Genomic DNA, 23,659 nt, shown 5'->3' with positions numbered 1-23,659 from the left:
TCGGGAGGAGTTGACGATGCGGTGCGCGGTCGTTGGTCATCCAGTGGCTCATTCCGTGTCGCCGGCAATCCATCGGGCCGCATATCGGGTTCTCGGACTGGACTGGTCCTACGACGCCATTGACGTCGAGCCCGGTGGACTGCGCACCTTTGTCGATGAGCTAGACGAGTCGTGGCGCGGCTTGTCGGTGACGATGCCCCACAAGGTTGATCTCAGTGAGTTGGGGGAGACCGACGAGACCGTCGAACTGCTCGGAGCGGCGAACACCTGGGTACGTCGTGACGGGAGAACCATCGTCCGTAACACCGACGTGACCGGCGCCGGGGCTGCGCTTCGGTCTCGGGGCGTCACCAGGGTTGAGAAGGTCGTCATGCTCGGGGCGGGGGCGACGGCACGGTCAGTTCTTGCCGCTGCCGTCCAATTGGGGGCAGACGAGGTCATCATCATGTCGCGCTCTCGCGATCGGTCGACCGAGATCCTTGAGCTTGCCAACCGTCTCGGGATCCGCGTCGCCTGGTTGCCCTTCGAGTCCGAGCCGTCGCGTTGTGACCTCATGGTCTCGACGGTTCCGGCCGGGTCTGTCATGGACCGGGCTGAGGACCTCGCTGCCCATGCTGACGCCGTCTTCGACGTCATCTACGACCCGTGGCCGACACCGCTGACGGTGGCTGGGGAGAACGCCGGCATCACGGTCATCGATGGCCTCGACCTGCTTGCCGGACAGGCCGTCGACCAGATTCGTCTCATGACGGGCCATGACGTTCCCATGGATATCTTGAGGTCCACAGCGCAGAACGCTCTGGCTGAGCGCGCACGCCTTTGAGAGACTGGGCTCCATGTTGCGTTACCTCACTGCCGGGGAGTCCCACGGCGCTGCCCTTGTCGCGACGATGGAGGGCATCCCGGCCCATGTCCGCGTCGGGGCCGACGAGATTTCAGAGGAGTTGCGACGTCGTCGCCTCGGGGTTGGGCGAGGGGCCCGGATGTCCTTCGAAGCCGATGAGTTGGAGCTGATCGCGGGATTCCGTCACGGGGAGACCCTCGGCGATCCCATCGCGATCCGGATCGGTAACTCCGAATGGGATAAGTGGCGTACCGTCATGGCCCCCGGACCGGTATCCCCCGAGGAGCTAGCCGGTCAGGCTCGTGGAGCTGCTCTGACCCGTCCCCGTCCGGGACACGCTGACCTCGCGGGTATGCAGAAGTACGACTTTGATGAGGCCCGGCCGATCCTGGAACGCGCATCGGCCCGTGAAACCGCTGCGCGAGTGGCCCTGGGAGCAATTGCCAAGGCCTTCCTCAAACAGGCCCTCGACGTCGATGTGTTGTCCCATGTCGTGTCCCTCGGGCCTATCGAGTGTCCTGAGGATGTGCGGCCGGAACCGGCGGATCTGGCCCGTATCGACGCTGATCCGGTGCGTTGTACTGACCCGGCCACGAGCGAACGGATGGTTGCTGAGGTGGAGGCGTGCCGCAAGGAGGGCGACACCATGGGTGGTGTCGTCGAGGTGTTGACATATGGCCTGCCTGCCGGGTTGGGATCCCACAGCCAGGGGGACCGACGACTCGATGCGCGTCTCGCCGGAGCACTCATGGGGATCCAGGCCATCAAGGGCGTCGAACTGGGGGACGGCTTTGAGCTGGCCCGTCGTCGCGGCTCTCAGGCCCATGACTGGATGGAGCCGACCGAGGCGGGTATCCACCGCATGAGTGATCGTGCGGGCGGTACCGAGGGCGGCATGTCCACCGGCCAGGTGTTGCGGGTGAGGGCGGCCATGAAGCCCATCGCAACTGTTCCCCGCGCCCTGCCGACGATCGACACCATCACGGGTGAGGCCGCCACGGCCCATCATCAGCGTTCCGACGTCTGCGCGGTCCCGGCGGCAGGTGTCGTGGCCGAGGCCATGGTTGCCCTGGTGCTGGCCGAGTGCGCCCTGGACAAGTTCGGCGGAGACTCGGTGGCCGAGACCCGCCGTAACGCTCAGGCCTACCTGGGTCGCCTGGCCGAACGCGGTCTGGTGGTGGCCCCGTGAGTGTCATCGTCCTCATCGGTGCTCCAGGGTCCGGCAAGTCGACGGTGGGGCCGCTCTTGGCTGAGCGCCTGGAGGAGGAGTTCGTCGACGTCGATGCTCTCATCGAGCAGGTCGAGGGGCGCGACATCCCGGAGATCTTCCTCGTCGAGGGAGAGCCGTACTTCCGCCAGGTGGAGAGGCGGGAGACCCTCGCTGCGATCGAACGCGGCGGGGTGGTTTCCCTCGGTGGGGGAGCGCCGGTCGACATCGAGGTCGGTAAGGCCTTGGACCAGGTGTGCGTCGTCTGGCTGGACGTCTCGGCTCGTAACGCGGCTGACCGGGTGGGGCTGAAGGACACCGGCCGACCACTGTTGGGAGGCCAAGTGCACTCGCAATTGGTGCGGCTCATGAAGGATAGGCGAGCGGTGTACGAGCGTCCGGCAACTATCCGAGTGGCCACCGACAAACTGACCCCTGACCAGGTCGTCGAGGCGATCATGAGTGAGCTGGCCGACCTGGAGGGGGAGTCATGAACCGTGTCGAGGTACCAACGGCGCAGCCCTACCAGGTGCGGATTGGCCCCGGCGCGGTGACGGAACTGCCCACTCTGGTGGCAGGACGCAGGGTCGCCGTGGTGTGTCCCCAGCCACTCGTGGACCTCGTCGGCCGACTTGGAATTCACGATCCGGTCGTCATCGAGGTGCCGGACGCCGAGGCCGCCAAGTCACCTGATGTGCTGGTCCGCGGTTGGCAGGGCCTGGCCGAGGCTGGCATGACTCGCGGCGACGTCATCGTCGGTCTCGGTGGGGGAGCCGCCACGGATCTCGCCGGGTTCCTGGCGGCGACCTGGATGCGTGGGGTCGACGTCATTCAGGTCCCGACGACGGTGCTTGCCATGGCCGACGCCGCGATCGGCGGCAAGACTGGTATCAACATCCCGGCCGGAAAGAACCTTGTCGGGGCCTTCCACGAGCCGAAAGCGGTGCTGTGCGACACCGACCTGTTGACGACCCTGAATGCCCGTGAGGTGCGATCGGGCATGGCGGAGATCGTCAAGTGTGGGTTCATCGATGACCCGGTGATCCTGGATCTTGTTGAGGGACAGGACGTTCTAGACGTCACCTCGAAGGCCTTCGTTGAGGTGCTGACCAGAGCAGTCACTGTCAAAGCGGCCGTTGTCAGTGGAGATCTGCATGAACGGACGTCATCGAGTGGCCACGTTGGCCGCGAGAGATTGAATTATGGGCACACCCTGGCTCACGCCGTCGAGGCCCACAAGCACTTCACCTGGCGCCACGGTGAAGCGGACGCCGTTGGGATGGTCTTCGCTGCTGAGTTGTCTCGGCGGTACCTGGGACTGTCTGACGAGGTGGTGTCTCGTACCCGGGCCATCCTGCTGGGAATCGGACTGCCCATCACCTTCGACGAGGTCGAGTGGGCGGATCTGCGCGGGACAATGGACCTCGACAAGAAGACCCGGTTCGATCCTGAGACCGGTCGGCGGGTCCTGAGGCTCGTCGGCATCAGCAAGCCCGGCGACGTCGCGATGATCGTCGATCCCGACGAGGACGTGCTGGTCGAGTGCTACCGGAGCCTGCAGCCTGCCTGACATCGACAGTTGCTGCCGGGCCCCGGCCCACGGCAGTTGAGGTTGTCCTCACATCACGAGCCTGCGCGCTCTCATGTGGAGATCCCGGTTGTGAGAGTCGAGGCAACGCCCAACGATTCCCTTGGTCCGTGCTGTGAATGGGCCTTAACCAGGACTCTCTGGGTTGCCGCGCGACACCACCCACACTTACTAACCTCATATGAGCGAAGATATGAAGACATGCACATTCGGTGTCGACAGCGACTATGTCGATATTGCAACGGAGGTGTTCGCCTTGCTCGCCGACCCAACTCGCATCCGCATCATCCTCTTCCTCCGGGATGGAGAGATGTCCGTGAAGGACCTGGCCGATGTCGTGGGCAAACGCCCTACTGCTGTTTCTCAGCATCTGGCGAAATTGCGCATGGGCCGTATGGTCTCGGCCCGCCGCGACGGCACCACGATGTACAACAGCCTCACCGACGAGCATGCTCGCAATCTCGTGTCGCAGGCTGTCTTCCAGGCTGAGCACGAGGTTGATGTGATCCCGAGCCATCACATGGTTGAGATGACTCGGGCCCGATCATGTCCTGCCCGCCAGTCGAGCAAGGCCTAAGTCCTTCGTTCCCGGGCTTTGCCCATCGAAGCCCGTTTCACGTTTCACGCCCACCAAGGCGCCTTTCCAGCGCGTGCACCTGCGCTGAGCACACTCACGTTCAGGAGATCACATGCCCACGTGGCGCGAACACATTGACATCAACCTCGCCTGGCGCGTCGCTCTCTGTGCCGTTGCGGCGGTCGTCGTCGGGCTGGGGCTCACGTGGCCGGGCCATCGTTTTCCTGCGGTTGGCATCATCTGCCTCATTATCGGGTGCTGGCCCTTCCTCGCTGAGGCCTTCGACGACCTGCGTCATGCCCATATGAGTATGGAGCTGTCGATGCTGCTCGCCATCGCTGCTGCCGCAGCCATCGGTGAATGGGTCACCGCACTCATGATCACCACATTCGTCCTCGTTGCCGAGATTCTCGAGGACTTGTCCATGGAACGTGGCCGTGACGCACTCACCGACCTCATGGCTTTCCTTCCCGACTCGGTCCGGGTGCGATGCAACGAGGGGATCATCGAGACGACGTTGGCCGGTGTGACCTCGGGGGACCTCGTCGTCATCTCCCCGGGAGACCGCATCGCCGTGGATGGACTCGTCGAAACTGGTGCATCCGAGGTGGACCAGTCCCGGATCACTGGAGAGCCGATGCCGGTGGCAGTACGGGGAGGGGATCGTGTCCTGGCAGGTTCGGTCAGTCACGGAGGCGCCCTCGAGGTGCGGGTCGAGCACGTTGGTGCCAACTCCAGTTATGGCCAGATCGTCGAGGCTGTGCGCTCCGACCAGGACAGCCCAACCCCGGTTCAGCGGCTCAGCGATCGCGTTGCCACCTGGATCGTCGCAGCAGCCTTCCTCGCTGCAGTCATCACCTGGTTCGCGACCCGTGACCTGCGAGCCACCATCTCGGTCATCGTCGTCGCCGGTGCATGTGGTGTTGCAGCTGGTACGCCACTGGCGATCCTGGCTGGCATGGCCCGGGTTGCCAGACGCGGAGCCTTCGTGAAAGGCGGCGTCCACCTGGAGCAACTAGGTCAGGTCGACACGGTGGTGATCGACAAGACCGGCACGATCACTGCTGGACAACCGACGGTTTCGAGGGTCGACCCGGCTGCGGGCTGGGCGGACGAGGATGTCCTCTCCCTGGCCGCATCCGTCGAGCAGTTCAGCGAACACCCGGTTGGCCGTGCCATCTGCGCGGCCGGTGACGTGACGGTCTCGATGGCCGAGGACTTCCGCTATGAGCCTGGACATGGTGTCTCAGGCGTCGTCGGCGGCCGCCGCGTCGAGGTCAGCAGACGCGTCCCGGCCGAGTTCTCCACGGACGCCATCGCTCGGTCATACGTGTGGGTGGACGACGAATGGATTGGCGCAATCCAGTTCGTTGATGAGATTCGTGAGACGTCCGCAGCAGCAATTGAGGAGTTGCATCGCATGGGGCTTCAGGTCGTCATGTTGTCGGGAGATGCGGAGGCAACAGCCAGACAAGTGGGCGATCAGGTCGGTGTTGACGAGGTCCGTGCTGGATTGCGTCCGATTGAAAAGGCCGATGTCATTTCGGAACTCATGGCATCGGAACGCAAGGTGGTCATGGTGGGCGATGGCGTCAACGACGCTCCCGCTCTTTCGGCAGCCACCGTTGGGGTGGGCATGGGCGCCGGTACCGAGATAGCTAGACGATCTGCCGACGTCGTCCTCATCTCCTCGGACCTTGCCGACCTCGTCGGCGCCGTCAGAACGGCTCGACGGGTGCGAGGCATCATCTGGTTCAACGTCGTCGGGACCCTGGCCGTGGATGCCCTCGGCATGGTCCTGGCCGCGACCGGAGCTCTCGGACCTCTCGGAGCGGCGCTGGTTCACGTCGGTAGTGAGACGGCCTTCATCCTCAACTCGGCACGGCTCATTCCCACTGGGTTCAACTCAGGTGAACGACGGCACCCAGAGTCACGTATCAGCCCCGTCGTCAGGGGCGCCGCCATCCACCCCCGGCGGGACAGCCTCCCTCAGTCTCCAACGGTGTCTCGGGCTCGACGTACCAACCGAGGATCGGGCTGGCCGACGACATCTTCGTCTTTGCCTTCGTAATCGTATTGGGACAGGAAATACCTCATGGCGTTGAGACGCGCGCGTTTCTTGTCATTGGACTTGACGCAAATCCACGGGGCAGCATCGGTGTCAGTCGCGGCGAACATCTCTTCCTTGGCGCGGGTGTAATCGTCCCAACGTCCCAAGGATTCCAAGTCCATCGGGGAGAGCTTCCAGCGGCGAACCGGATCGAGCTGACGAATTGCGAACCGAGTGCGCTGTTCCTGACGGGTTACCGAGAACCAGAACTTGGTGACGTGGATTCCCGACTCAATCATCATCTCCTCGAGTTTTGGGGCCTGGTGCAGGAAAATTCGATGCTCTTCGTCGGTACAGAATCCCATTACCCGTTCGACGCCGCCACGGTTGTACCAAGATCGGTCAAAGAGGACTATCTCGCCGGCAGTGGGAAAGTGCTGGATGTAACGCTGGAAGTTCCACTGACCGAGCTCGCGGTCGGAAGGCTTGTCGAGGGCGACGGTACGGCATCGACGGGGATTGAGATGCTCACTGAACCTCTTGATCGCGCCACCCTTCCCGGCTGCGTCGCGTCCCTCAAAGACGATGACGTGACGGTCGCCGGTGTCGTCAATGGAGTATTGGAGCTTGAGAAGCTCGATTTGCAGCAACCTTTTCTGAGTTTCGTACTCGCGCCTGTCCATGAGATTCGGATAGGGATAATCCTCATGCCAGGTCTCCACGGCGGAACCGTCTGGAGCGATGAGTTCGGGATCGTCTCCGTGCTCATCGGAATCGACGACATATCCGGCATCAGCGACCAGGTCAATGAATTCGCGCAGCGAGTGCTGGTCGGAATCCGTGGCGGGATCAAAGTGGGCGCGCAGCCCGGTGGAGTCAAGGTCGTGCATGGTGTCAACGTTACTGAAGAGGTGTGCGGCCAAGGCCTCAATGACATGAACGGGACATGACGGGACCATGTCGTGGGGGCGGCGAGTGGTCCGCACCTGCCTGTCATGGGTCTGCCTTCCACCGGCATAGGGGGGTGAAGCCCTGCGTCCGCTAGACTTGCCTAGGATGTCGGCTGGCGTGCCGCATCCTGATCCGTGATCGACGCAATTCATCTCGAAAGGGACCGACCTGTGGTTATCTCCACCAATGACATCAAGAACGGCACCGTTCTCAACCTCGACGGCCAGCTGTGGACGGTCATCTGGTTCCAGCACCACAAGCCGGGTAAGGGCAACACCGTCGTTCGTACCAAGCTGAAGCACGTACTGAGTGGCAAGGTTGTGGACAAGACCTTCAACTCTGACGTCAAGATCGAGTCGGCCGAGGTTGATCGTCGCGACATGCAGTACCTGTACCAAGATGGCGACGTTTACGTCTTCATGGACGAGACCACCTACGACCAGCTGCCAATTCCTTCTGAGGTCGTCGGCGACGCCAAGGACTTCATGCTCGAGAACCAGACCGCCACCGTCGCCCTGCACGAGGGCAACCCGCTGTACATTGACCTGCCCGCCTCGGTCGAGCTCGAGATCACCTACACCGAGCCTGGCCTGCAGGGTGATCGTTCCACCGGCGGCACCAAGCCCGCCACCCTTGAGACCGGTCGCGAGATTCAGGTTCCGCTCTTCATCACCACCGGTGAGAAGATCAAGGTCGACACCCGCTCCGGCGACTACCTCGGTCGTATTTCCGAGAAGTGAGTACGAACATCACTCCGACGCCTGACGACGAGGGCCCCATCGAGAGGATCGGGGATCTCGAGGTCAAGCGCATCAGCGGAGACATCCAGAAGCACGCTGACCTCTCGACGCGGTCCAAGGCTCGCAAACAGGCCCTCGACATTCTGTTCGAGGCTGACCTCATGGGTACCGACACCCTCGAGGTCTTGGCCGCCCGCCCGGGCGTCTTCACCAACCCGGTACGCCCGTTCGCGGCTGATCTGGTTCGCGGGGTGGCTGCCTCTCAGGCTGGCCTGGACTCAGTCCTCACCGATTGTTTGTCCGAGGGCTGGACGTTGGATCGGATGCCGCGCGTCGATCGTGTCCTCGCCCGCCTGGCCACCTTCGAGATTCTGCACACGGATACGCCGGACCCGGCCGTCATCTCTGAGGCCATTGAGCTGAGTGAGGAGTTCTCGACCGATGACTCGGCGCCATTCCTCAACGGTTTGCTGAACGCCGTCGTTGCTCATGGCCCTGCTCGGGTGGAGGACGTGTCCTCTGCGGACGTTGTCTCCCCGGAGGCTGCTGGTGACGGCGAGAACGCGGCCGAAAAATCAGTGGTGGAGGAATCCGCTGACGGGGCAGATCTGGAATCGGAAGAACATCCGACATCCAACGATCACGAATTGGACACAGATCCCCACGAATCGTCCCCAAGCTCCGACTAAGCAGACTAGTGTACCGAAGGTCTCCACCAGGGTTCTGGTGGAGACCTTCCGCACTGTTCGGAATGGCTGCACACTTGATCGGAGGGGCTCGTGTCCATACCCACTCTTTCACCGGAACAGCTTTCGGCTGCTCGTGAAGCAGCGACACGGGCCAGGCGAGTCCGAGCTGAGTTCAAGGCGAGGGTTCGCGCCGGGGACCTGTCGTTGTCCGAGGCCTTGGACGAGGCTGCCGAGGATGATGTACTCGCTCACGTCAAGGTTGTTGACCTGCTGAAGGCCCTTCCTCGCGTGGGGGAGAAGCGCGCTGCCGAGATCATGGAGCGTCTCGATATCGCCCCGAATCGCCGCATTCGTGGCCTGGGCAGACATCAGATCGCCGGCCTGCGTGCCGAGTTCGACCGTTGTTGAGGTTCTTCACCCCTGCGCGACGTCGTCGCCATTGACCACTAGGGTGTTGCCATGAGCAGCGACCCCGTCATCCCACAGGCCCGTGGTCTTCGACACGACCATCCCGTCACGGTGGCCGTCGTCTCAGGGCCAACAGCCGTCGGCAAGGGAACCGTAGTCGGCGCGTTGTTGCGTCGTCACCCCGAGATCGTCGTCTCGAGGTCGGTGACGACCCGTCCACCTCGCCCCACTGAGCGCGACGGCATCGATTACGACTTCGTCACACCGGCGCAGTTCGACGAGCTTGTCGACGGTGACGGGCTGCTGGAGTGGGCCGTCGTCCACAACAGCCACCGGTATGGCACCCCACGCGAACCCGTTGAGAAGGCGGTTGCGGACGATCGCACCGTCATCCTTGAAATCGATCTTCAGGGTGCCCGCCAGGTGCGCGAGACATATCCACAGGCCACGCAGATCTTTCTCGCCCCGCCATCGTGGGACGAGCTCGTCCACCGTTTGATCGGTAGGGGGACGGAGACCCCCGAACAGCGGGAGCGCCGGTTGCAGACGGCTCGTGTGGAGCTGGCGAACGCCAATGAGTTCGACGCCGTGGTCGTCAACGACACCGTGGACCATGCCGTTGCTTCTCTGGTAGAGTTGTTGGGTCTATGACCATACTGGGAGGACATTCCTTGACCGAGACCACGCCTGAAGGCATCGTCAACCCGCCCATCGACCAGCTCCTCGAGCACGTCGACTCGAAGTACCGCCTCGTTCTCTTCGCCGCGAAGCGCGCCCGTCAGATCAATGCGTATTACTCGCAGCTGGCGGAGGGCCTGCTGGAGAACGTCGGCCCGCTCGTGGAGACCACCAACCAGGAGAAGCCGCTGTCCATCGCCATGCGTGAGATCCAGGCCGGTGTCGTTGAGGCCCATGAGATAGACGCCGAGGAGATCGCTGCTCAGGCCGCTGCGGCCCAGGAGGCCCCGGCCATCGAGCTCGACGATCCCTTCGCCGACCTCGCTGATCCGAACGCCTGATTTGAGTCTGGCGTGAGTGTCGTCGTCCTCGGTGTCGGAGGAGGAATCGCCGCCTACAAGGCGTGTCTGCTCTCGCGGCTCCTCTCCGAGGCCGGTCATGAGGTCCACGTGGTCCCCACCAGGACTGCCCTCGAATTTGTCGGTCGTCCCACGTGGGAGGCGCTGAGTGGACATCCGGTCCACACCGAGGTCTTTGACGACGTTCCCGGCGTCGAGCACATTCGGTTGGCCGAGCGTGCCGATGTGGTCGTCGTTGCTCCGGCGACCGCCGATCTCATGGCGCGTATCGCTGGTGGTCACGCCGACGACCTCCTGACGACGACGATTCTCGCCACGTCCGCGCCGGTTCTGCTGGCTCCTGCCATGCACACCGGGATGTGGCAGAATCCAGCCACCGTCGACAATGTCGCGATCCTTCGTCGTCATGGCATCGTCGTCAAGGATCCTGCATCCGGGCGCCTCACCGGTCGGGACTCCGGTCCTGGGCGACTACCTGATCCGGATGAGATCGCCGAATTCGTTGAGCTGTTGCTGGCCTGTCCGGATGCCGCTGACGCAATGTGTCGCCGGGACCTTGCAGGGAAGCGCGTCGTCATCTCGCTGGGTGGCACCCGCGAGGCCATCGACCCAGTGCGTTACCTCGGAAACTCCTCATCCGGACGGATGGGGAAGGCGATCGCTCAAGTGGCAGCTGCTCGAGGTGCGGACGTTCACGTCGTTGCAGCTCACGTCGATGTCGCCATACCGTCCTGTGTCGAGGTGACGCGGATCGACAGCACTGAAGACCTTGCCGAGACCATGGACGATCTGGCACCTCACGCCGATGTCGTCATTCAGGCCGTTGCTGCCGCCGATTTCGCACCGGTGGCCGCCGACACCAAGATCAAGAAACACGAGGGGGACTCCGCCGTCGGCGCGACGACGTCCCTCGAACTCCACCAGACTCCCGACGTCCTGGCCCGGATCTGTGCCCAATCGGTACCGCATCGGGTCGTCGTCGGGTTTGCCGCCGAGACGGCACCTGACCGTGCCCAGCTCCTTGAGCTGGCGCAGGCCAAACTCGCCCGCAAGGGATGCGACCTATTGGTCGTCAACGACGTGAGCGAGGGGAAGGTGTTCGGCAAGGTCGGCACCGACGTCACCGTGGTCCACCAGCAGGGGCCCGGTCGACGCGTCACCGGATCGAAGTCGCAGGCTGCAGTAGCGGTCCTCGACGAGGTCCACACGCTGCTGGCCACTCAGTAACACGATGCGCGGCTTGTGGCCGCGCGGACAGGAAACCATCATGCCCACCACTCGTCTGTTCACATCCGAATCGGTGACGGAAGGCCATCCCGACAAGATTGCTGACGCGATCTCTGATGCCGTCCTCGATGCTCTCCTTGCCGAGGATCCCCATTCCCACGCAGCCGTGGAAACGGTCGTGACGACTGGTCAGGTGATGGTCTGCGGCGAGGTCACCACTGAGGCCTACGTCGACATCGCGGGTATTGCTCGTTCCCGCATCCTTGAGATCGGCTATGACTCCTCGGCCAAGGGCTTCGACGGTGCTTCCTGTGGCGTCTCGGTCGCGATTGATGCCCAGAGCCCCGACATTGCCCAGGGCGTGACCTCAGCCTACGAAACTCGGCATGGTTCCACTGACCTTATCGACGCTCAGGGCGCTGGCGACCAGGGCCTGATGTTCGGATATGCCTGCACCGAGACCCCGTCCCTCATGCCACTTCCGATCGACATGGCCCACGCCCTGTCCCTGCAACTCACCAAGGTCCGCAAGGAGGGCGCGCTGGACTACCTGTGCCCCGACGGCAAGACCCAGGTGACGATCCGTTACGACGAGAACGACAAGCCGGTAGCGGTGGACACCGTCGTCGTCTCCAGCCAGCATCGCGACGGGGTATACATCGACGCGACGATGACCCCTGATCTGCGTCACCTGGTCATCGACCCGGTGCTGGAGCGCTACGACCTTGATCACAAGGACATGAGGGTGCTCGTCAACCCGACCGGCAAGTTCGTCATCGGTGGCCCCATGGGCGACGCCGGTCTGACCGGTCGCAAGATCATCGTCGACACCTATGGCGGCATGGCCCGTCACGGTGGCGGTGCCTTCTCCGGCAAGGACCCCTCCAAGGTTGACCGTTCCGCTGCCTACGCCATGCGCTGGGTGGCCAAGAACGTCGTCGCCGCAGGTCTGGCCGACCGCTGCGAGTGCCAGGTGGCTTACGCCATCGGTGCCGCGCGTCCAGTGGGATTCCGCATCGACACCTTCGGGACCAACCATGTTCCCGAGATCGAGATCGAGCGCGCAGTCACCGAGGTCTTCGACCTTCGTCCCGGGGCGATCATTAAGAACCTCGACCTGCTTCGTCCGATTTACTCCCAGCTCGTCGCCGGAGGACACTTCGGACGCGAGCTCCCCGGCATCACCTGGGAGGTGACGGACCGTGCCGAGGCCTTGGCCGCGGCCGCCCGTCTCTGAGAGAACACCACCTGTCGCGATGCCGTCGGTGGTGGGCCGTAGCATCTGACCCATGACCGAACCGCTGCTGGAGACGACCACATGGATTGCCCATGTGGTCGTCTCCTCTGGTTTGGCGCACCTAGACCGTCCCTTCGACTATCTCATCCCTGATGACCTCGTCGGTCGGATTCAGGTGGGTGCGCGGGTCAGGGTGAAACTCGCCGGACGGCTGTGTGACGGCGTCGTGATGGTGGTCGACCACGAACAGGAACCAGGGGTCAAGCTTTCCCCGGTCGTGAAGTTGATCTCCGAACAGGTCGTGTCGACCCCGAACCAGCTCAGGCTGGCTCGTAAGGTTGCCGATCACTGGGCTGGCACTCTCGACGAGGTGCTCAGGTGGGCCATTCCGACCCGTCACGCGACGACAGAGGCTGCTGACCCGCCGCCGTGGCCAGTCCCGTCCGCGACGATGCCGTCAGGCACCTTGCGGGCTCTCACGGATGGACGTCATTTCCTCGGCCTGGTGGCAGCCGGCGAGCGTCCCCGAGCTCATTGGCGGGTCACTCCGGTATGCGGTCCGGGAGATGACGAAGGTCTGGGGGACTGGGCCAATGGCCTGTTGCAGGCCGTCTCCGCAGCTCTTGCCTCCGGGCGTAGTGCCATTGTCTGCTGTCCGACCGTCGAGGATGTCACCACCCTCCATTCCAGGTTCGAAGCCGTCCTGGGGGCGGGGACGGTGGCCGTCCTCCACGCTGATCAACCGGCGTCGACGAGGTGGCGTCATTATCTGGCCGTCATTCGTGGCACGGCCAAGGCCGTCATCGGCACCAGGTCAGCTGTCATGGCCCCCGTCGAAAACCTCGGACTGGTCGCAGTGTGGGACGAGGGCTCTGACCTCCATGACGAACCGCGAGCTCCCTACCCGAACACCCGAGATGTCGCCGCGCTACGAGCCCAGGTCGATCACGGCGCCCTGCTGTTGGCGAGCTACTCCTGCTCGGTTCGCAGTGCGTCCTGGCTGAGGTCAGGCTGGCTCGTGGGCATTGGGGCAGACCGTCAGACGATGAGATCTGTCTGTGCTCCGGTACACGTCCCAGGGGATTCCGACTTCGCTCTGGAACGAGATCCGTTGGCCCGATCCGTGCGGTTGCCCGATCTGGCCATGACGACGATCCGTGAGGGGTTGCTGCGTGGACCGGTCCTCGTGTCGGTACCTCGAGTTGGAGATCTAGTCTCACCATCCTGCTCGGTGTGTCGGACACCCGTGAGATGCCCTTCCTGCGGCGGCCCGGTGACAGGACGGCGTACTGACACGGGAGTTGACCTGCACTGCACTTGGTGCGGCACCCATCTACCTCGGTGGCGTTGCCCCGAGTGCGGTTCCACCGACGTCAGGTCCGGAATCGTCGGAGCGACGACGACGGCCGGCGAACTGGGCCGCGCCTTCCCGGACGTGCCCGTCGTCGACTCCTCGGGAAACCACGTGCGAGACAGCGTCGACTCAGATCCCAGACTCGTCGTCGCCACGCCGGGGGCTGAACCAGCGCCGGAATCGGGATACTCCTGCGCCGTCATCCTCGATGCGCTGTCCTCCCTGTCTCGACCGGGGCTGGCTGCGGTGGAGCAGACCGTTGATCGCTGGATGGCGATCATGGCCCTCGTCAGATCAGTTCGCGATGGCGGGCGGGTAGTCGTCGTCGGCCCATCGGAGGATGCTGCCTTGCAGGCCATGGTTCGCAACGATCCCATCGGTTGGGCGGCCCGTGAGCTCGAGGACCGACGAGAGGCTCGGTTCCCACCCGCGGTTCCCTGTGGGATCGTCGACGGGGAACCGCAAGCGGTCGCCCTGGCAACCGAGCGACTGAACGCGGACATGGGTGACAAGCTGGAAGTACTGGGCCCGGCCCGTCAACAGCGGCGAGCTGGAGAGAGTGAGCGTGACCGGATCATCGTGCGTCCGGTGGGACAACTCTCCGTCGGGGAGTTGTCCTCAACTCTGTTCCACCTGCGTTCCAAACACACCATGAACCATGAGCAGGGCACTCTGCGCGTCGTCATCGATCCTGCGCATCTCTTGTGAAGCCGGCAGGCGTTGCCCGGCCGATAGGCTGGAAGGGTGAAATTACTTTTCGCTGGCACCCCGGACGTAGCCGTCCCCACCCTGACGGCCCTTGTTGACGACCCACATCATGAGGTCGTTGCCGTCCTGACCCGGCCTGACGCCGCAGTAGGGCGTCACCGCACACCCCGTCCCTGCCCCGTCGCCAAGGCCGCCGAGGATCTTGGCATTCGCGTCATCAAGGCAACCAGCGTGAAGTCCGGCGAGGGACACGACGCCGTCGCGGCCCTCGACATTGATGCCGCAGTCGTTGTCGCTTATGGCGGTCTCATCCCCACTGATCTCCTGGCTGCGCCGGAACATGGTTGGATCAATCTGCACTTCTCCCTGTTGCCCCGTTGGAGGGGAGCTGCCCCGGTGCAGCGGGCCATCATGGCTGGGGACGAGGAGACGGGTGCCTGCGTCTTCCAACTCGTCAAGGACCTCGACGCCGGACCGGTGTATCGCTCCATGACAGTGCCGATTGGCGAGACGACCACAGCTGGTGAGCTCCTTGACGAACTGGCGCAGACCGCGACCCCGCTGGTGACTCAGACACTCGAGGACATCGATTCCGGGATCGAGCCGACGCCTCAGTCGTCTGAAGGGGTGACGACCGCCCCACAGATACACCCAGGTGACGTCCGCATTGATCTGACGGCTCCTGCCGAGGAGATCGACCATCTGGTCCGTGGCACGTCCCCGACCCCGGGAGCATGGGCTGAACTCGATGACAAGCGCTTCAAAGTGTTGCGCACCTGCCACCTTGGCCCCGACGCCACGGTCCCGGACACCGTGACGACGGCTCAACCGGGCCAGCTCGTCGCCACCCGCAAACAGCTCTTCCTCGGGACTGGTTCTCGGCCCCTCGAACTGCTGCAGGTCCAAGCTTTCGGGAAGAAGGCCATGAACGGAGCTGACTGGGCGCGAGGCGCAGGGATTGACGCCGGAACCAAGCTGCGATGAATCAGCGTCCCCACCAGAAACGCCGCAAGACGGATCCAGCACGACGGCTGGCATACACCGCACTGTTGGCCGTCGAGACCCATGGTGCCTATGCCAACCTTGCCCTGGCCGACCAATTGCGTGCCACCGGGATGACCGGACGTGACGCGGCGTTCGCGACCGAGCTCGTCGACGGCACCTCCCGCGGATCGGGTACCTGGGATCGCATCATTGAGGCCGCATCAGGGCGAAACCCTGCCAAACTCCAGCCCGGAGTGCGCGTCGTCCTACGGATGGCGGCACACCAGATCCTTGCCATGAGGGTGCCCACCCGGGCTGCTGTGGCCACTTCGGTCGATTTGTCCCGTCAAGTCATCGGAGAACGAGTAACAGGTCTTGTCAACGCTGTATCCCGGCGCATCAGCACCCACAGCCTCGAGGAATGGGCCAGCGAGATCGGTGGACGCGAGGGCGTCGACGTCATGGCCCTGCGAACCCTGCACCCGACCTGGATCGTCAAGGCCTTCCAGGATCGTCTTGGAACTGACGAGGTGGAGGCCGCCCTGCTGGCGGACAACGAGCCGCCGGTCCCGACCCTGGTCGTCCGCCCTGGCCTCGCTGAGCGCGACGAAATTGAGTCTGGGACCCCAACTCGGTATTCCCCATGGGGTGTCGTGCGTCCAGGAAACCCGTCCGATGTCACTGCGGTGCGTGAGGGGAGGGTCGGCGTACAAGATGAGGGCTCTCAATTGGTGATCCTGGCCTTGCTTCATGCAGCCGAGGCGAATGGCAATTTTGGTCAATGGCTGGATCTCTGTGCCGGACCGGGTGGCAAATCCGCGCTCCTGGCCGGACTCGCGAACCAGCACAACACCAATCTGACCGCGGTGGAACTGCATGAACATCGTGCTGATCTCGTGGCGAAGGCCCTCAAGACCATCCCGGGCAACCATCGCGTCATGACTGCCGACGGCATGTGCCCGCCACTTCCAGCTCGGTCTTTTGACTCCGTCCTTGCTGATGTGCCGTGTTCGGGTCTGGGATCCCTGCGCAGACGTCCAGAAGCGCGCTGGCGTCGTACTCCTGCTGACGTCGAGGAGTTGACGCACCTGCAGCGTCGACTTCTTACCTCGGCGGTCAATCTCAGCCGACCAGGTGGGATCGTCGGATACGTCACGTGCTCACCGCACCGAGCCGAAACCATCGACATCATTGAGTATGCTCGCGCGTCCCTGCCAGTTGACGTCCTCGACGCTCCTGCCATGCTCCCGGGCATTCCTGGTATCGCTGCGTCCGGAAACTCAAACGCCATCCAACTGTGGCCACATCGTCACGGCACCGATGCCATGTTTTGCGCATTGTTCCGCATACACGATGAGTGAGGAATGCGATCATCAGGCATATGTGTGGCTGAAGGATGCCAACGACATCCCAAGATGCAAAAACAGTCCAATCCACGCTGACGTCGGCACTTGACGCACTGGATATTTCCGGAAGCGGGGCCGAGGGGAGTGGTTGCCCCGGGTCGGTGGGCAACCACACCGTAAGTCAGAACGTGCTACGTGTGACATGGGTCGGCAGCAGTCTTGGTGCGTGCGGTGCTCGACACGGTGCGGAGGACAAAAGTTAGCTCTCGTCATCCTGCGAAGTTCCTTGGTATACATGCAGGTAGCCTTTTTGGGGATATCCCGGCTTTTGCATTCTCAGCACTCGGTCTCGTCTGCGATCGTGATGTGGTCCGAGGTCGCGGACACGTCGCTCTAACGAGGAGAACCTCATGAGGATCAAGTTGATCGCCGCCCCACTGGTTGCCGGTGCCCTGATGGCTCCAGCCGCTCTTTCTACCCCCGCAGCTCACGCTGCCGTACCGGCTGTTTCCGCCGTGTCGAGTAATACCTCTGATGCACACGCATTGCTCGGCGATGTCAATAATCGTATTGACTCGCTGACCAATGATCTCAAGGTCGCCAAGGTCTCTCTGTCTCCTAAGGAAGTCATCGATACCATTTCGGACCTCCTGAAGCAGGCCAAGATTCTTAAGGCCCAGCTTGAGAAGGTCATCAAGGGAGTCACCACCTTCGTCAAGTCGCTTCCGGCTCGTGTCGAGTTGTTCCTGACCATGTGCGACACCACGCACACCGCAACTCTCACCATTCAAGACAAGGTGCAGAACGCGCATACTGTCGTGTTCGATGAGATTGCCCACGCCATCAACGTGCTGATTTCTCTTGATTCCACCCCCGCGCAGTTGACCGACGAGGTGGCTGCGCTCAAGAAGGCTCTCGCTACAGCTCAGGCCATGCCTGACCTTAAGCCGACCGATGTTGCCACCAAGTTCGTGCGCGCCAAACTGGGACGCTTGATGGCGCAAGTTCTGTTTGATCGCGACACGTGCGTCATCAATTACAAGGACAACGACACCATCCGTCTGCTCAACCGTGCCATCGACAGGGCTGGTCTCATTCGTGGTAACGCATGGGTGCGGGTCGCCGAAGTCGACCAGGCCATGAAGGACCTCAAGGTCGCCTACCAGGATGCCCTCAAGGCCCCGAACAAGAAGGGTGCTCCGGCCTCGCCATCCTTCTGCATGCCGGCTGCCAATGCTCCGATAACTCTTGACTGATACCAATGATCCTCGGGGCCACGGTGGTGGTCCCGAGGATCGCCTTAAGTGTGGCTGGTTATGTCAGTCGTGATCAATGTCCTTTCCACATCCGGGGCAATGGCGTGAGTCGCAGTCGTCACCGGTGGATGATGCGGAAGCCACGATGTTGGTGATGATGCATCGAAAGGGTATTGCGGATGTCCACCCGTGACAGTTACCGAATCGGCCACCGTCCAGTGGCCGTGCATCGCGACATGTCACGGGTCAGGCGTCGGTGTTCCTGCACTCGAGCCTGTGTCGATAGTTGACGAGCGACGCGGTAGTCGTCGTCATCAACTCTGGGTACCCCATCACTTCAAGCAGGGGTGGTGGGTCACGGTGTTGACGTCGTGGCAAGGAGAGTCCTTCCCCGCGGCCTCCGTATGACCCTCTAGGCTGGCAGCATGACAGTTCGCATCACGCCGTCCATCTTGAATGCCAATTTGGCCAGCCTCTCCGATGAGGTGGGACGAATCCCGTCAGCAGACGGTTTGCATATCGACGTCATGGACGGCCACTTCGTGCCGAACCTCGTCATGGGAGCACCTTTTGTGGCATCCCTGCGTCCAACCACTGACCTCATGTTCGACGTCCACCTCATGATCGAGGACCCCGACAGGTGGGCACCGCAATATGTCGAGGCCGGTGCCCAGTCAGTCACATTCCATCTAGAAGCTGCCACTGCGCCCATCAAGCTGGCTCGGGAGCTCCGGGCGATGGGAGCGCGAGCATCCGTGGCACTGCGTCCGGCGACCCCAGTCGAGCAGCTCGCTGGTTTCCTGACCGAGTTTGACCAGATTCTCCTCATGACCGTGGAGCCTGGATTCGGCGGACAGAAATTCCTCGATCCCGTTCTCGCCAAGATCCGTAGTGCACGCAAACTCATTGACGCATCCGGGGCGGACATCTGGTTGCAGATTGACGGCGGAGTCTCGGCTGACACCATTGAGCGCGCTGCCGAGGCCGGGGCTGACACCTTCGTGGCGGGTTCTGCCGTCTACCGATTCGATGACCCCGACCAGGTCGTCACCTCACTGCGCAATCAGGCTCAGGCGGCCCAGGACTGCTGCCACTGAGTACTGCGGTCAGGTACCGCGGTGGCGTAGATAGGACTGAAACTCCACGGCCAGGACGTCTCCCGTAAGCCCCTCGGGCAGGGTGGCATCCTGTTCCGTCTCGAGGGCTGCGACGTACTCGGCCAGTTCGGGATGCTCAGACAGGGCCTCGTCAATGGCTCTGACCCATTCTCGCTTGTCCTCCTCGAGACCAGCTTGCGGCACGGCAATCCCGGTGAGTTCCTCGATCCGGACAAGGAGGGACTGCACAGCCGGAGGGCAAGGGGATTCACAGGCGTATTGCGGCACACCGACCCACAGCCCGATGGCGTTGAAGTCGTGGTGCCGTGCCTCTGTGACAAGGACGAAGGGGATGCCCGTCGGGCCGTCGTACTCGAGCTTCTCCGCCCCCAGGGCACTGACGAGGTCAGGGTCGGTCGTCGAGACCATCACGGGCAATTGCCGTGTGTGGGCGACATCAGTGGCCATCGCGCCAAGCACGACGAGACCAGCCGGTTTGAGCTTGCGTAGTCGCCGCAGCAAGCGGAAGCAGTAGGTTCGCCAGCGCAGACTTGGCTCCGGACCGGTGACGATGACGATCGGCTGGCCTTGCCACCTGCCAACACGGATCGTCGTGCACGGCCAGTTGACGATTTCGACGTCATTCATGACGGTGATGGCAGGACGGGTCTGACGGAAGTCGTGGAACTCCTCGCCACCAATCGTCCGCCAGGTTTTTGCCTCGGAGTACTCAGCGATGAGGGTCGCCGCTTGGGTGGCGGCCGAGCCGGCGTCGTTCCAGCCACTGAAGGCCACCACGACCCATGGCCGGTCCATGTGTCGAAATCGCATGGTGCCAAGGCTAGCCTGACCCCTAGGCTGGAACCCATGACCCTTCGCACCGCTCTGTCCCGGCACGTTCTCGTCATTGATGGCGCCATGGGCACGATGCTGCAGAGCAGCGATCTCACGATGGATGACTTCCAGGGACTTGAGGGCTGCAACGAGATACTCAATGTCACCCGACCTGATGTCATCTCCGGCATTCATGACGTCTACCTGGATGCCGGGGCTGACATCATCGAGACCAACACCTTCGGTGTGAACTTGCCAGCCCTGACGGAGTACGGCATCGCTCCGCGTGCTGTCGAACTGGCATCTGCTGCCACGAAACTGGCTCGTGAGGCAGCTGACAAGCGTACGGACAAGCCGCGTTACGTCGTTGGATCGATCGGTCCGGGAACCAAGCTACCGACCCTTCGCCAGATTGGTTTCGCCGCCATCCGCGATGTCTACCAGCAGGTCATCGAGGCCATGATTGACGCGGGCGCCGACGGTGTCCAGATCGAGACCTGCCAGGACCTCTTGCAGGCTCGCGCCGCAATCATAGGCGCTCATCGTGCCGCCACCGCGCGCAAGGTCGACCTGCCTATTCTCGTCGACTTCACCGTCGAGACCACCGGAACCATGCTCATGGGGTCGGAGACCGGTGCAGCATTGACGGTGCTGGAATCTCTCGGCGCCGACGCCATCGGCCTCAACTGCGCCACCGGACCCGCCGAGATGGCCGAGCACCTGCGTACCCTGTCCCGCGGAGCACAGGTACCGATCATGTGCATGCCGAACGCTGGCCTGCCCGAGATCACGGGGGAGGGGGCCCGTTATCCCCTCGGTCCTGACGATCTCGCCCCCGTTCTGGACGACTACATTGATCGTTACGGCCTGTCGGTCGTCGGTGGCTGCTGCGGTACCACCCCTGACCACATCCGTGCCATTGCCGAGCGGGTTTCAGGTCGACCGGTTCCCGAGCGCGAGATTCACCACGCCGACGCCGTTGCCTCCCCGTACAACGACGTCCCGTTGAGCCAGGACACCGCCTATCTGGCCATTGGCGAGCGCACCAACGCCAACGGTTCCAAGGCCTTCCGTGAAGCGATGTTGGCCCAGAACTGGGATGAGTGTGTTGACATCGCCAGGGCCCAGACCCGCGACGGCGCCCACTTGCTCGACCTGTGCGTCGACTACGTCGGTCGCGATGGCGTGGCGGACATGTCCGAACTCAGCGCCCGACTGGCCACCGCCTGCACGCTGCCAATCATCCTTGACTCCACCGAGCCCGACGTCCTGGCTGCTGGTCTGGAGCATCTGCCCGGTCGCTGCATCATCAACTCGGTGAACTTCGAGGACGGGGACGGTCCTGGATCGCGCTACCAGCGCGTCATGCCGATGGTCGTCGAGAATGGGGCTGGAGTCGTCGCACTCACCATTGACGAGGAGGGCCAGGCACGCACTGCCGAGTGGAAGGTACGGGTGGCCTCTCGCCTCATCGATGATCTCGTCGACAACTGGGGCATGGACATCGGTGACATCCTCGTCGACTGCCTCACCTTCCCGATCGGCACTGGTCAGGAGGAGACCCGCCGCGACGGTCTGGAGACCATCAACGCCATCGCCGAGATCAAGAAGCGTTACCCGGGTGTGCGTACCACCCTCGGTGTCTCGAACATCTCCTTCGGCCTCAACCCGGCAGCCCGCATCGTCCTCAACTCGGTCTTCCTCCACGAGGCCGTCAAGGCCGGTCTGGACTCGGCCATCGTCCACACTGCGAAGATCCTGCCGATCGATCGCATTCCGGAGGAACAGCGCGAGGTCGCCCTCGACCTCGTCCACGACCGGCGTCATGACGGTTATGACCCGCTCAATCGCTTCCTGGAACTCTTCGAGGGAGTGACGGCTGCCTCGATGCGTGCCGAGCGCGAGGCCGAGCTGGCCGCCATGCCGCTGTTCGAGCGCCTCAAGCAGCGCATCATCGACGGCAATGCCAAGGGCCTGGAGGATGACCTCGACGAGGCCATGGAGTCTAAGACTGCTCTCGACATCGTGAACGAGGATCTGCTGGCCGGTATGCAGGTGGTTGGCGACCTCTTCGGGTCGGGCAAGATGCAGCTTCCCTTCGTGCTGCAGTCTGCGGAGGTCATGAAGGTGGCAGTCGCTCACCTCGAGCCTCACATGGACAAGTCGGACGCCTCCGGCAAGGGCACCCTGGTGCTCGCCACGGTCAAGGGTGACGTCCACGACATCGGCAAGAACCTCGTCGACATCATCGTCTCCAACAACGGCTATCACGTCGTCAATTTGGGCATCAAGCAGCCGGTGACGGCGATCATCGAGGCCGCCGAGACCTATCGGGCTGACGTCATCGGCATGTCTGGTCTGCTGGTGAAGTCGACGATGGTCATGAAGGACAACCTGCTCGAGTTGAACCAGGCCGGACTGGCCTCCAAGTACCCAGTCATGCTCGGTGGTGCGGCCCTGACGAGGACATTCGTCGAGGAGGACCTCAACGACCTGTTCGAGGGCGAGGTGCGCTACGCAAGGGACGCCTTCGAGGGACTTCGCCTCATGGATTCCGTGATGGCCGTCAAGAAGGGGGTTCCGGGAGCTGAACTCCCGAAGCCTCGACGTCGTCGTATCAAGGTCAAACAGGCCACTGTTGAGACCGACGACATGACTTCTGATGACGACGCCCCGCGCGCCGATGTGGCCCGACCCGTTCCAGGGTCGGTCGAGATCCCGACCCCGCCGTTCTGGGGTTCGAGAGTCTCGACGGGTATTCCGTTGGCCGACGTGCTGGTCTGGCTCGACGAGCGCGCCACCTTCATGGGCCGGTGGGGGCTCAAGGGTTCGCGCAGCGACGGTTCCTGGGATCGCATGGTCAATGAGGTGGCTCGGCCGCGTTTGCGGCTTCTCCTGGACCGCATCCGGCAGGAGAATCTGGCCCAGTTCGGCGTGGTCGATGGCTACTGGCCGTGCTTCTCCCAGGGGCACGACCTCATCGTCCTGGACCCCGAGGACACCTCGAAGGAGGTCACCCGGTTCACCTTCCCACGCCAAAGTAGTGGTCGGAAGCTCTGCCTGGCTGACTTCTTTCGCGACGCCGACGAGGCCGGCGAGTACGGCCCGGACGTCATTGGTTTCCAGCTGGTGACGATGGGAAAGGCGGTCTCGGCTGCCACCCAACGACTCTTCGAGGCCAATTCCTACCGGGAGTACCTCGAGTTGCACGGGCTGTCCGTCCAGTTGACCGAAGCCCTCGCCGAGATGTGGCACGCCCGCGTGCGTCATGAATTGAGGATTGACGACGACAGTACCTCTGTCACCGATGCCATCGACCATCAGACCTACCGGGGCTGCCGGTACAGTTTCGGGTACGCCGCCTGCCCGAACCTCGAGGACAGGGCCAAGGTGGTGAAACTGCTCAACCCGGCGAGGATCGGTGTGGAGCTGTCGGAGGAGTTTCAACTCCATCCAGAACAGTCCACCGACGCCTTCGTCGTCCATCATCCGGAGGCCAACTATTTCAACGCCAAGTGAGACGTC

21 protein-coding genes are annotated in these 23,659 nt (G+C 63.0%); 19 read left to right on the top strand and 2 right to left on the bottom strand.

Translation table 11 applies throughout. The features are described 5' to 3' along the window. The first annotated feature begins 16 nt into the window (after positions 1–16). From ACP8LP_RS06140 to ACP8LP_RS06115, 6 genes are all read left to right on the top strand, one after another. The gene (locus ACP8LP_RS06140; protein ID WP_334355066.1) at positions 17–823 is read left to right on the top strand and encodes a shikimate dehydrogenase; all 807 of its coding nucleotides are present in this window, start codon (positions 17–19) and stop codon (positions 821–823) included. Positions 824–836: 13 nt separating this feature from the next. Continuing rightward, positions 837–2,033 (top strand): chorismate synthase, encoded by a 1,197-nt coding sequence (gene aroC, locus ACP8LP_RS06135; protein WP_484483343.1) that lies wholly within the window; start codon positions 837–839, stop codon positions 2,031–2,033. Next, positions 2,030–2,545, top strand: a complete 516-nt coding sequence (locus ACP8LP_RS06130; RefSeq protein WP_484483342.1) for a shikimate kinase — start codon at positions 2,030–2,032, stop codon at positions 2,543–2,545. Before aroC ends, ACP8LP_RS06130 begins: the two co-directional genes overlap by 4 nt. After that, entirely contained in the window at positions 2,542–3,621 is a 1,080-nt protein-coding gene (locus ACP8LP_RS06125) for a 3-dehydroquinate synthase family protein (RefSeq protein WP_434286018.1), read from the top strand. Before ACP8LP_RS06130 ends, ACP8LP_RS06125 begins: the two co-directional genes overlap by 4 nt. 199 nt (positions 3,622–3,820) lie before the next feature. Further along, positions 3,821–4,216, top strand: coding sequence for an ArsR/SmtB family transcription factor (locus ACP8LP_RS06120; RefSeq protein ID WP_065672765.1), 396 nt, complete (start codon positions 3,821–3,823; stop codon positions 4,214–4,216). 112 nt (positions 4,217–4,328) lie between these two features. Beyond that, positions 4,329–6,287 carry a heavy metal translocating P-type ATPase gene (locus tag ACP8LP_RS06115; RefSeq protein WP_484483341.1) on the top strand — a complete coding sequence of 653 codons (1,959 nt, stop codon included), beginning with the start codon at positions 4,329–4,331 and terminating at the stop codon, positions 6,285–6,287. Here the strand turns inward: ACP8LP_RS06115 and ppk2 are convergent. Then, positions 6,206–7,156, bottom strand: a complete 951-nt coding sequence (ppk2, locus tag ACP8LP_RS06110; RefSeq protein WP_015582679.1) for a polyphosphate kinase 2 — start codon at positions 7,154–7,156, stop codon at positions 6,206–6,208. The genes ACP8LP_RS06115 and ppk2 overlap by 82 nt on opposite strands. A gap of 231 nt (positions 7,157–7,387) precedes the next feature. Between ppk2 and efp the strand changes: the two genes are divergently transcribed. The 12 genes from efp to rpe all read left to right on the top strand — a co-directional run bounded on the left by efp (position 7,388) and on the right by rpe (position 19,300). Next, positions 7,388–7,957, top strand: a complete 570-nt coding sequence (efp, locus tag ACP8LP_RS06105) for an elongation factor P (protein WP_016667663.1) — start codon at positions 7,388–7,390, stop codon at positions 7,955–7,957. Next, on the top strand, positions 7,954–8,646 hold the full coding sequence (gene nusB, locus ACP8LP_RS06100; protein ID WP_016667664.1) for a transcription antitermination factor NusB: 693 nt from the start codon (positions 7,954–7,956) through the stop codon (positions 8,644–8,646). The genes efp and nusB overlap by 4 nt, the downstream gene beginning before the upstream one ends. A 90-nt stretch (positions 8,647–8,736) precedes the next feature. Further along, on the top strand, positions 8,737–9,054 hold the full coding sequence (mihF, locus tag ACP8LP_RS06095) for an integration host factor, actinobacterial type (protein WP_016667665.1): 318 nt from the start codon (positions 8,737–8,739) through the stop codon (positions 9,052–9,054). 51 nt (positions 9,055–9,105) lie between these two features. Continuing rightward, complete coding sequence (gmk, locus tag ACP8LP_RS06090) at positions 9,106–9,705, top strand: guanylate kinase (RefSeq protein WP_016667666.1); 600 nt, start codon at positions 9,106–9,108, stop codon at positions 9,703–9,705. Positions 9,706–9,725: 20 nt separating this feature from the next. Beyond that, complete coding sequence (rpoZ, locus tag ACP8LP_RS06085) at positions 9,726–10,073, top strand: DNA-directed RNA polymerase subunit omega (protein WP_490292980.1); 348 nt, start codon at positions 9,726–9,728, stop codon at positions 10,071–10,073. 12 nt (positions 10,074–10,085) lie between these two features. After that, positions 10,086–11,318 (top strand): bifunctional phosphopantothenoylcysteine decarboxylase/phosphopantothenate--cysteine ligase CoaBC, encoded by a 1,233-nt coding sequence (gene coaBC, locus ACP8LP_RS06080; RefSeq protein WP_016667667.1) that lies wholly within the window; start codon positions 10,086–10,088, stop codon positions 11,316–11,318. A 40-nt stretch (positions 11,319–11,358) separates the two neighbouring features. Then, the gene (metK, locus tag ACP8LP_RS06075; protein WP_016667668.1) at positions 11,359–12,555 is read left to right on the top strand and encodes a methionine adenosyltransferase; all 1,197 of its coding nucleotides are present in this window, start codon (positions 11,359–11,361) and stop codon (positions 12,553–12,555) included. Between the two features lie 52 nt (positions 12,556–12,607). Next, positions 12,608–14,617, top strand: coding sequence for a primosomal protein N' (locus tag ACP8LP_RS06070; protein ID WP_484483340.1), 2,010 nt, complete (start codon positions 12,608–12,610; stop codon positions 14,615–14,617). Positions 14,618–14,653: 36 nt separating this feature from the next. After that, on the top strand, positions 14,654–15,601 hold the full coding sequence (fmt, locus tag ACP8LP_RS06065; protein ID WP_016667670.1) for a methionyl-tRNA formyltransferase: 948 nt from the start codon (positions 14,654–14,656) through the stop codon (positions 15,599–15,601). Beyond that, on the top strand, positions 15,598–16,962 hold the full coding sequence (locus ACP8LP_RS06060) for an RsmB/NOP family class I SAM-dependent RNA methyltransferase (RefSeq protein ID WP_065672772.1): 1,365 nt from the start codon (positions 15,598–15,600) through the stop codon (positions 16,960–16,962). The genes fmt and ACP8LP_RS06060 overlap by 4 nt, the downstream gene beginning before the upstream one ends. Positions 16,963–17,357: 395 nt before the next feature. Continuing rightward, positions 17,358–18,203: a CAMP factor family pore-forming toxin gene (locus ACP8LP_RS06055; protein WP_016667672.1), complete on the top strand. Its 846-nt coding sequence runs from the start codon at positions 17,358–17,360 to the stop codon at positions 18,201–18,203. A 425-nt stretch (positions 18,204–18,628) separates the two neighbouring features. Continuing rightward, a complete protein-coding gene (gene rpe / locus ACP8LP_RS06050; protein ID WP_016667673.1) occupies positions 18,629–19,300 on the top strand; it encodes a ribulose-phosphate 3-epimerase in 672 nt (223 codons plus the stop codon). 9 nt (positions 19,301–19,309) lie between these two features. Here rpe and ACP8LP_RS06045 read toward each other — a convergent pair whose 3' ends face one another. Beyond that, positions 19,310–20,116, bottom strand: coding sequence for a proteasome assembly chaperone family protein (locus ACP8LP_RS06045; RefSeq protein ID WP_016667674.1), 807 nt, complete (start codon positions 20,114–20,116; stop codon positions 19,310–19,312). A 51-nt stretch (positions 20,117–20,167) separates the two neighbouring features. Here ACP8LP_RS06045 and metH point away from each other — a divergent pair, with 51 nt between their 5' ends. Then, a complete protein-coding gene (gene metH, locus ACP8LP_RS06040; protein WP_016667675.1) occupies positions 20,168–23,653 on the top strand; it encodes a methionine synthase in 3,486 nt (1,161 codons plus the stop codon). The last annotated feature ends 6 nt before the right edge of the window (positions 23,654–23,659 follow it).

The organism is Cutibacterium sp. LaCa_89 (assembly GCF_058177555.1).
This window is presented reverse-complemented; position numbering and strand designations above follow the sequence as displayed.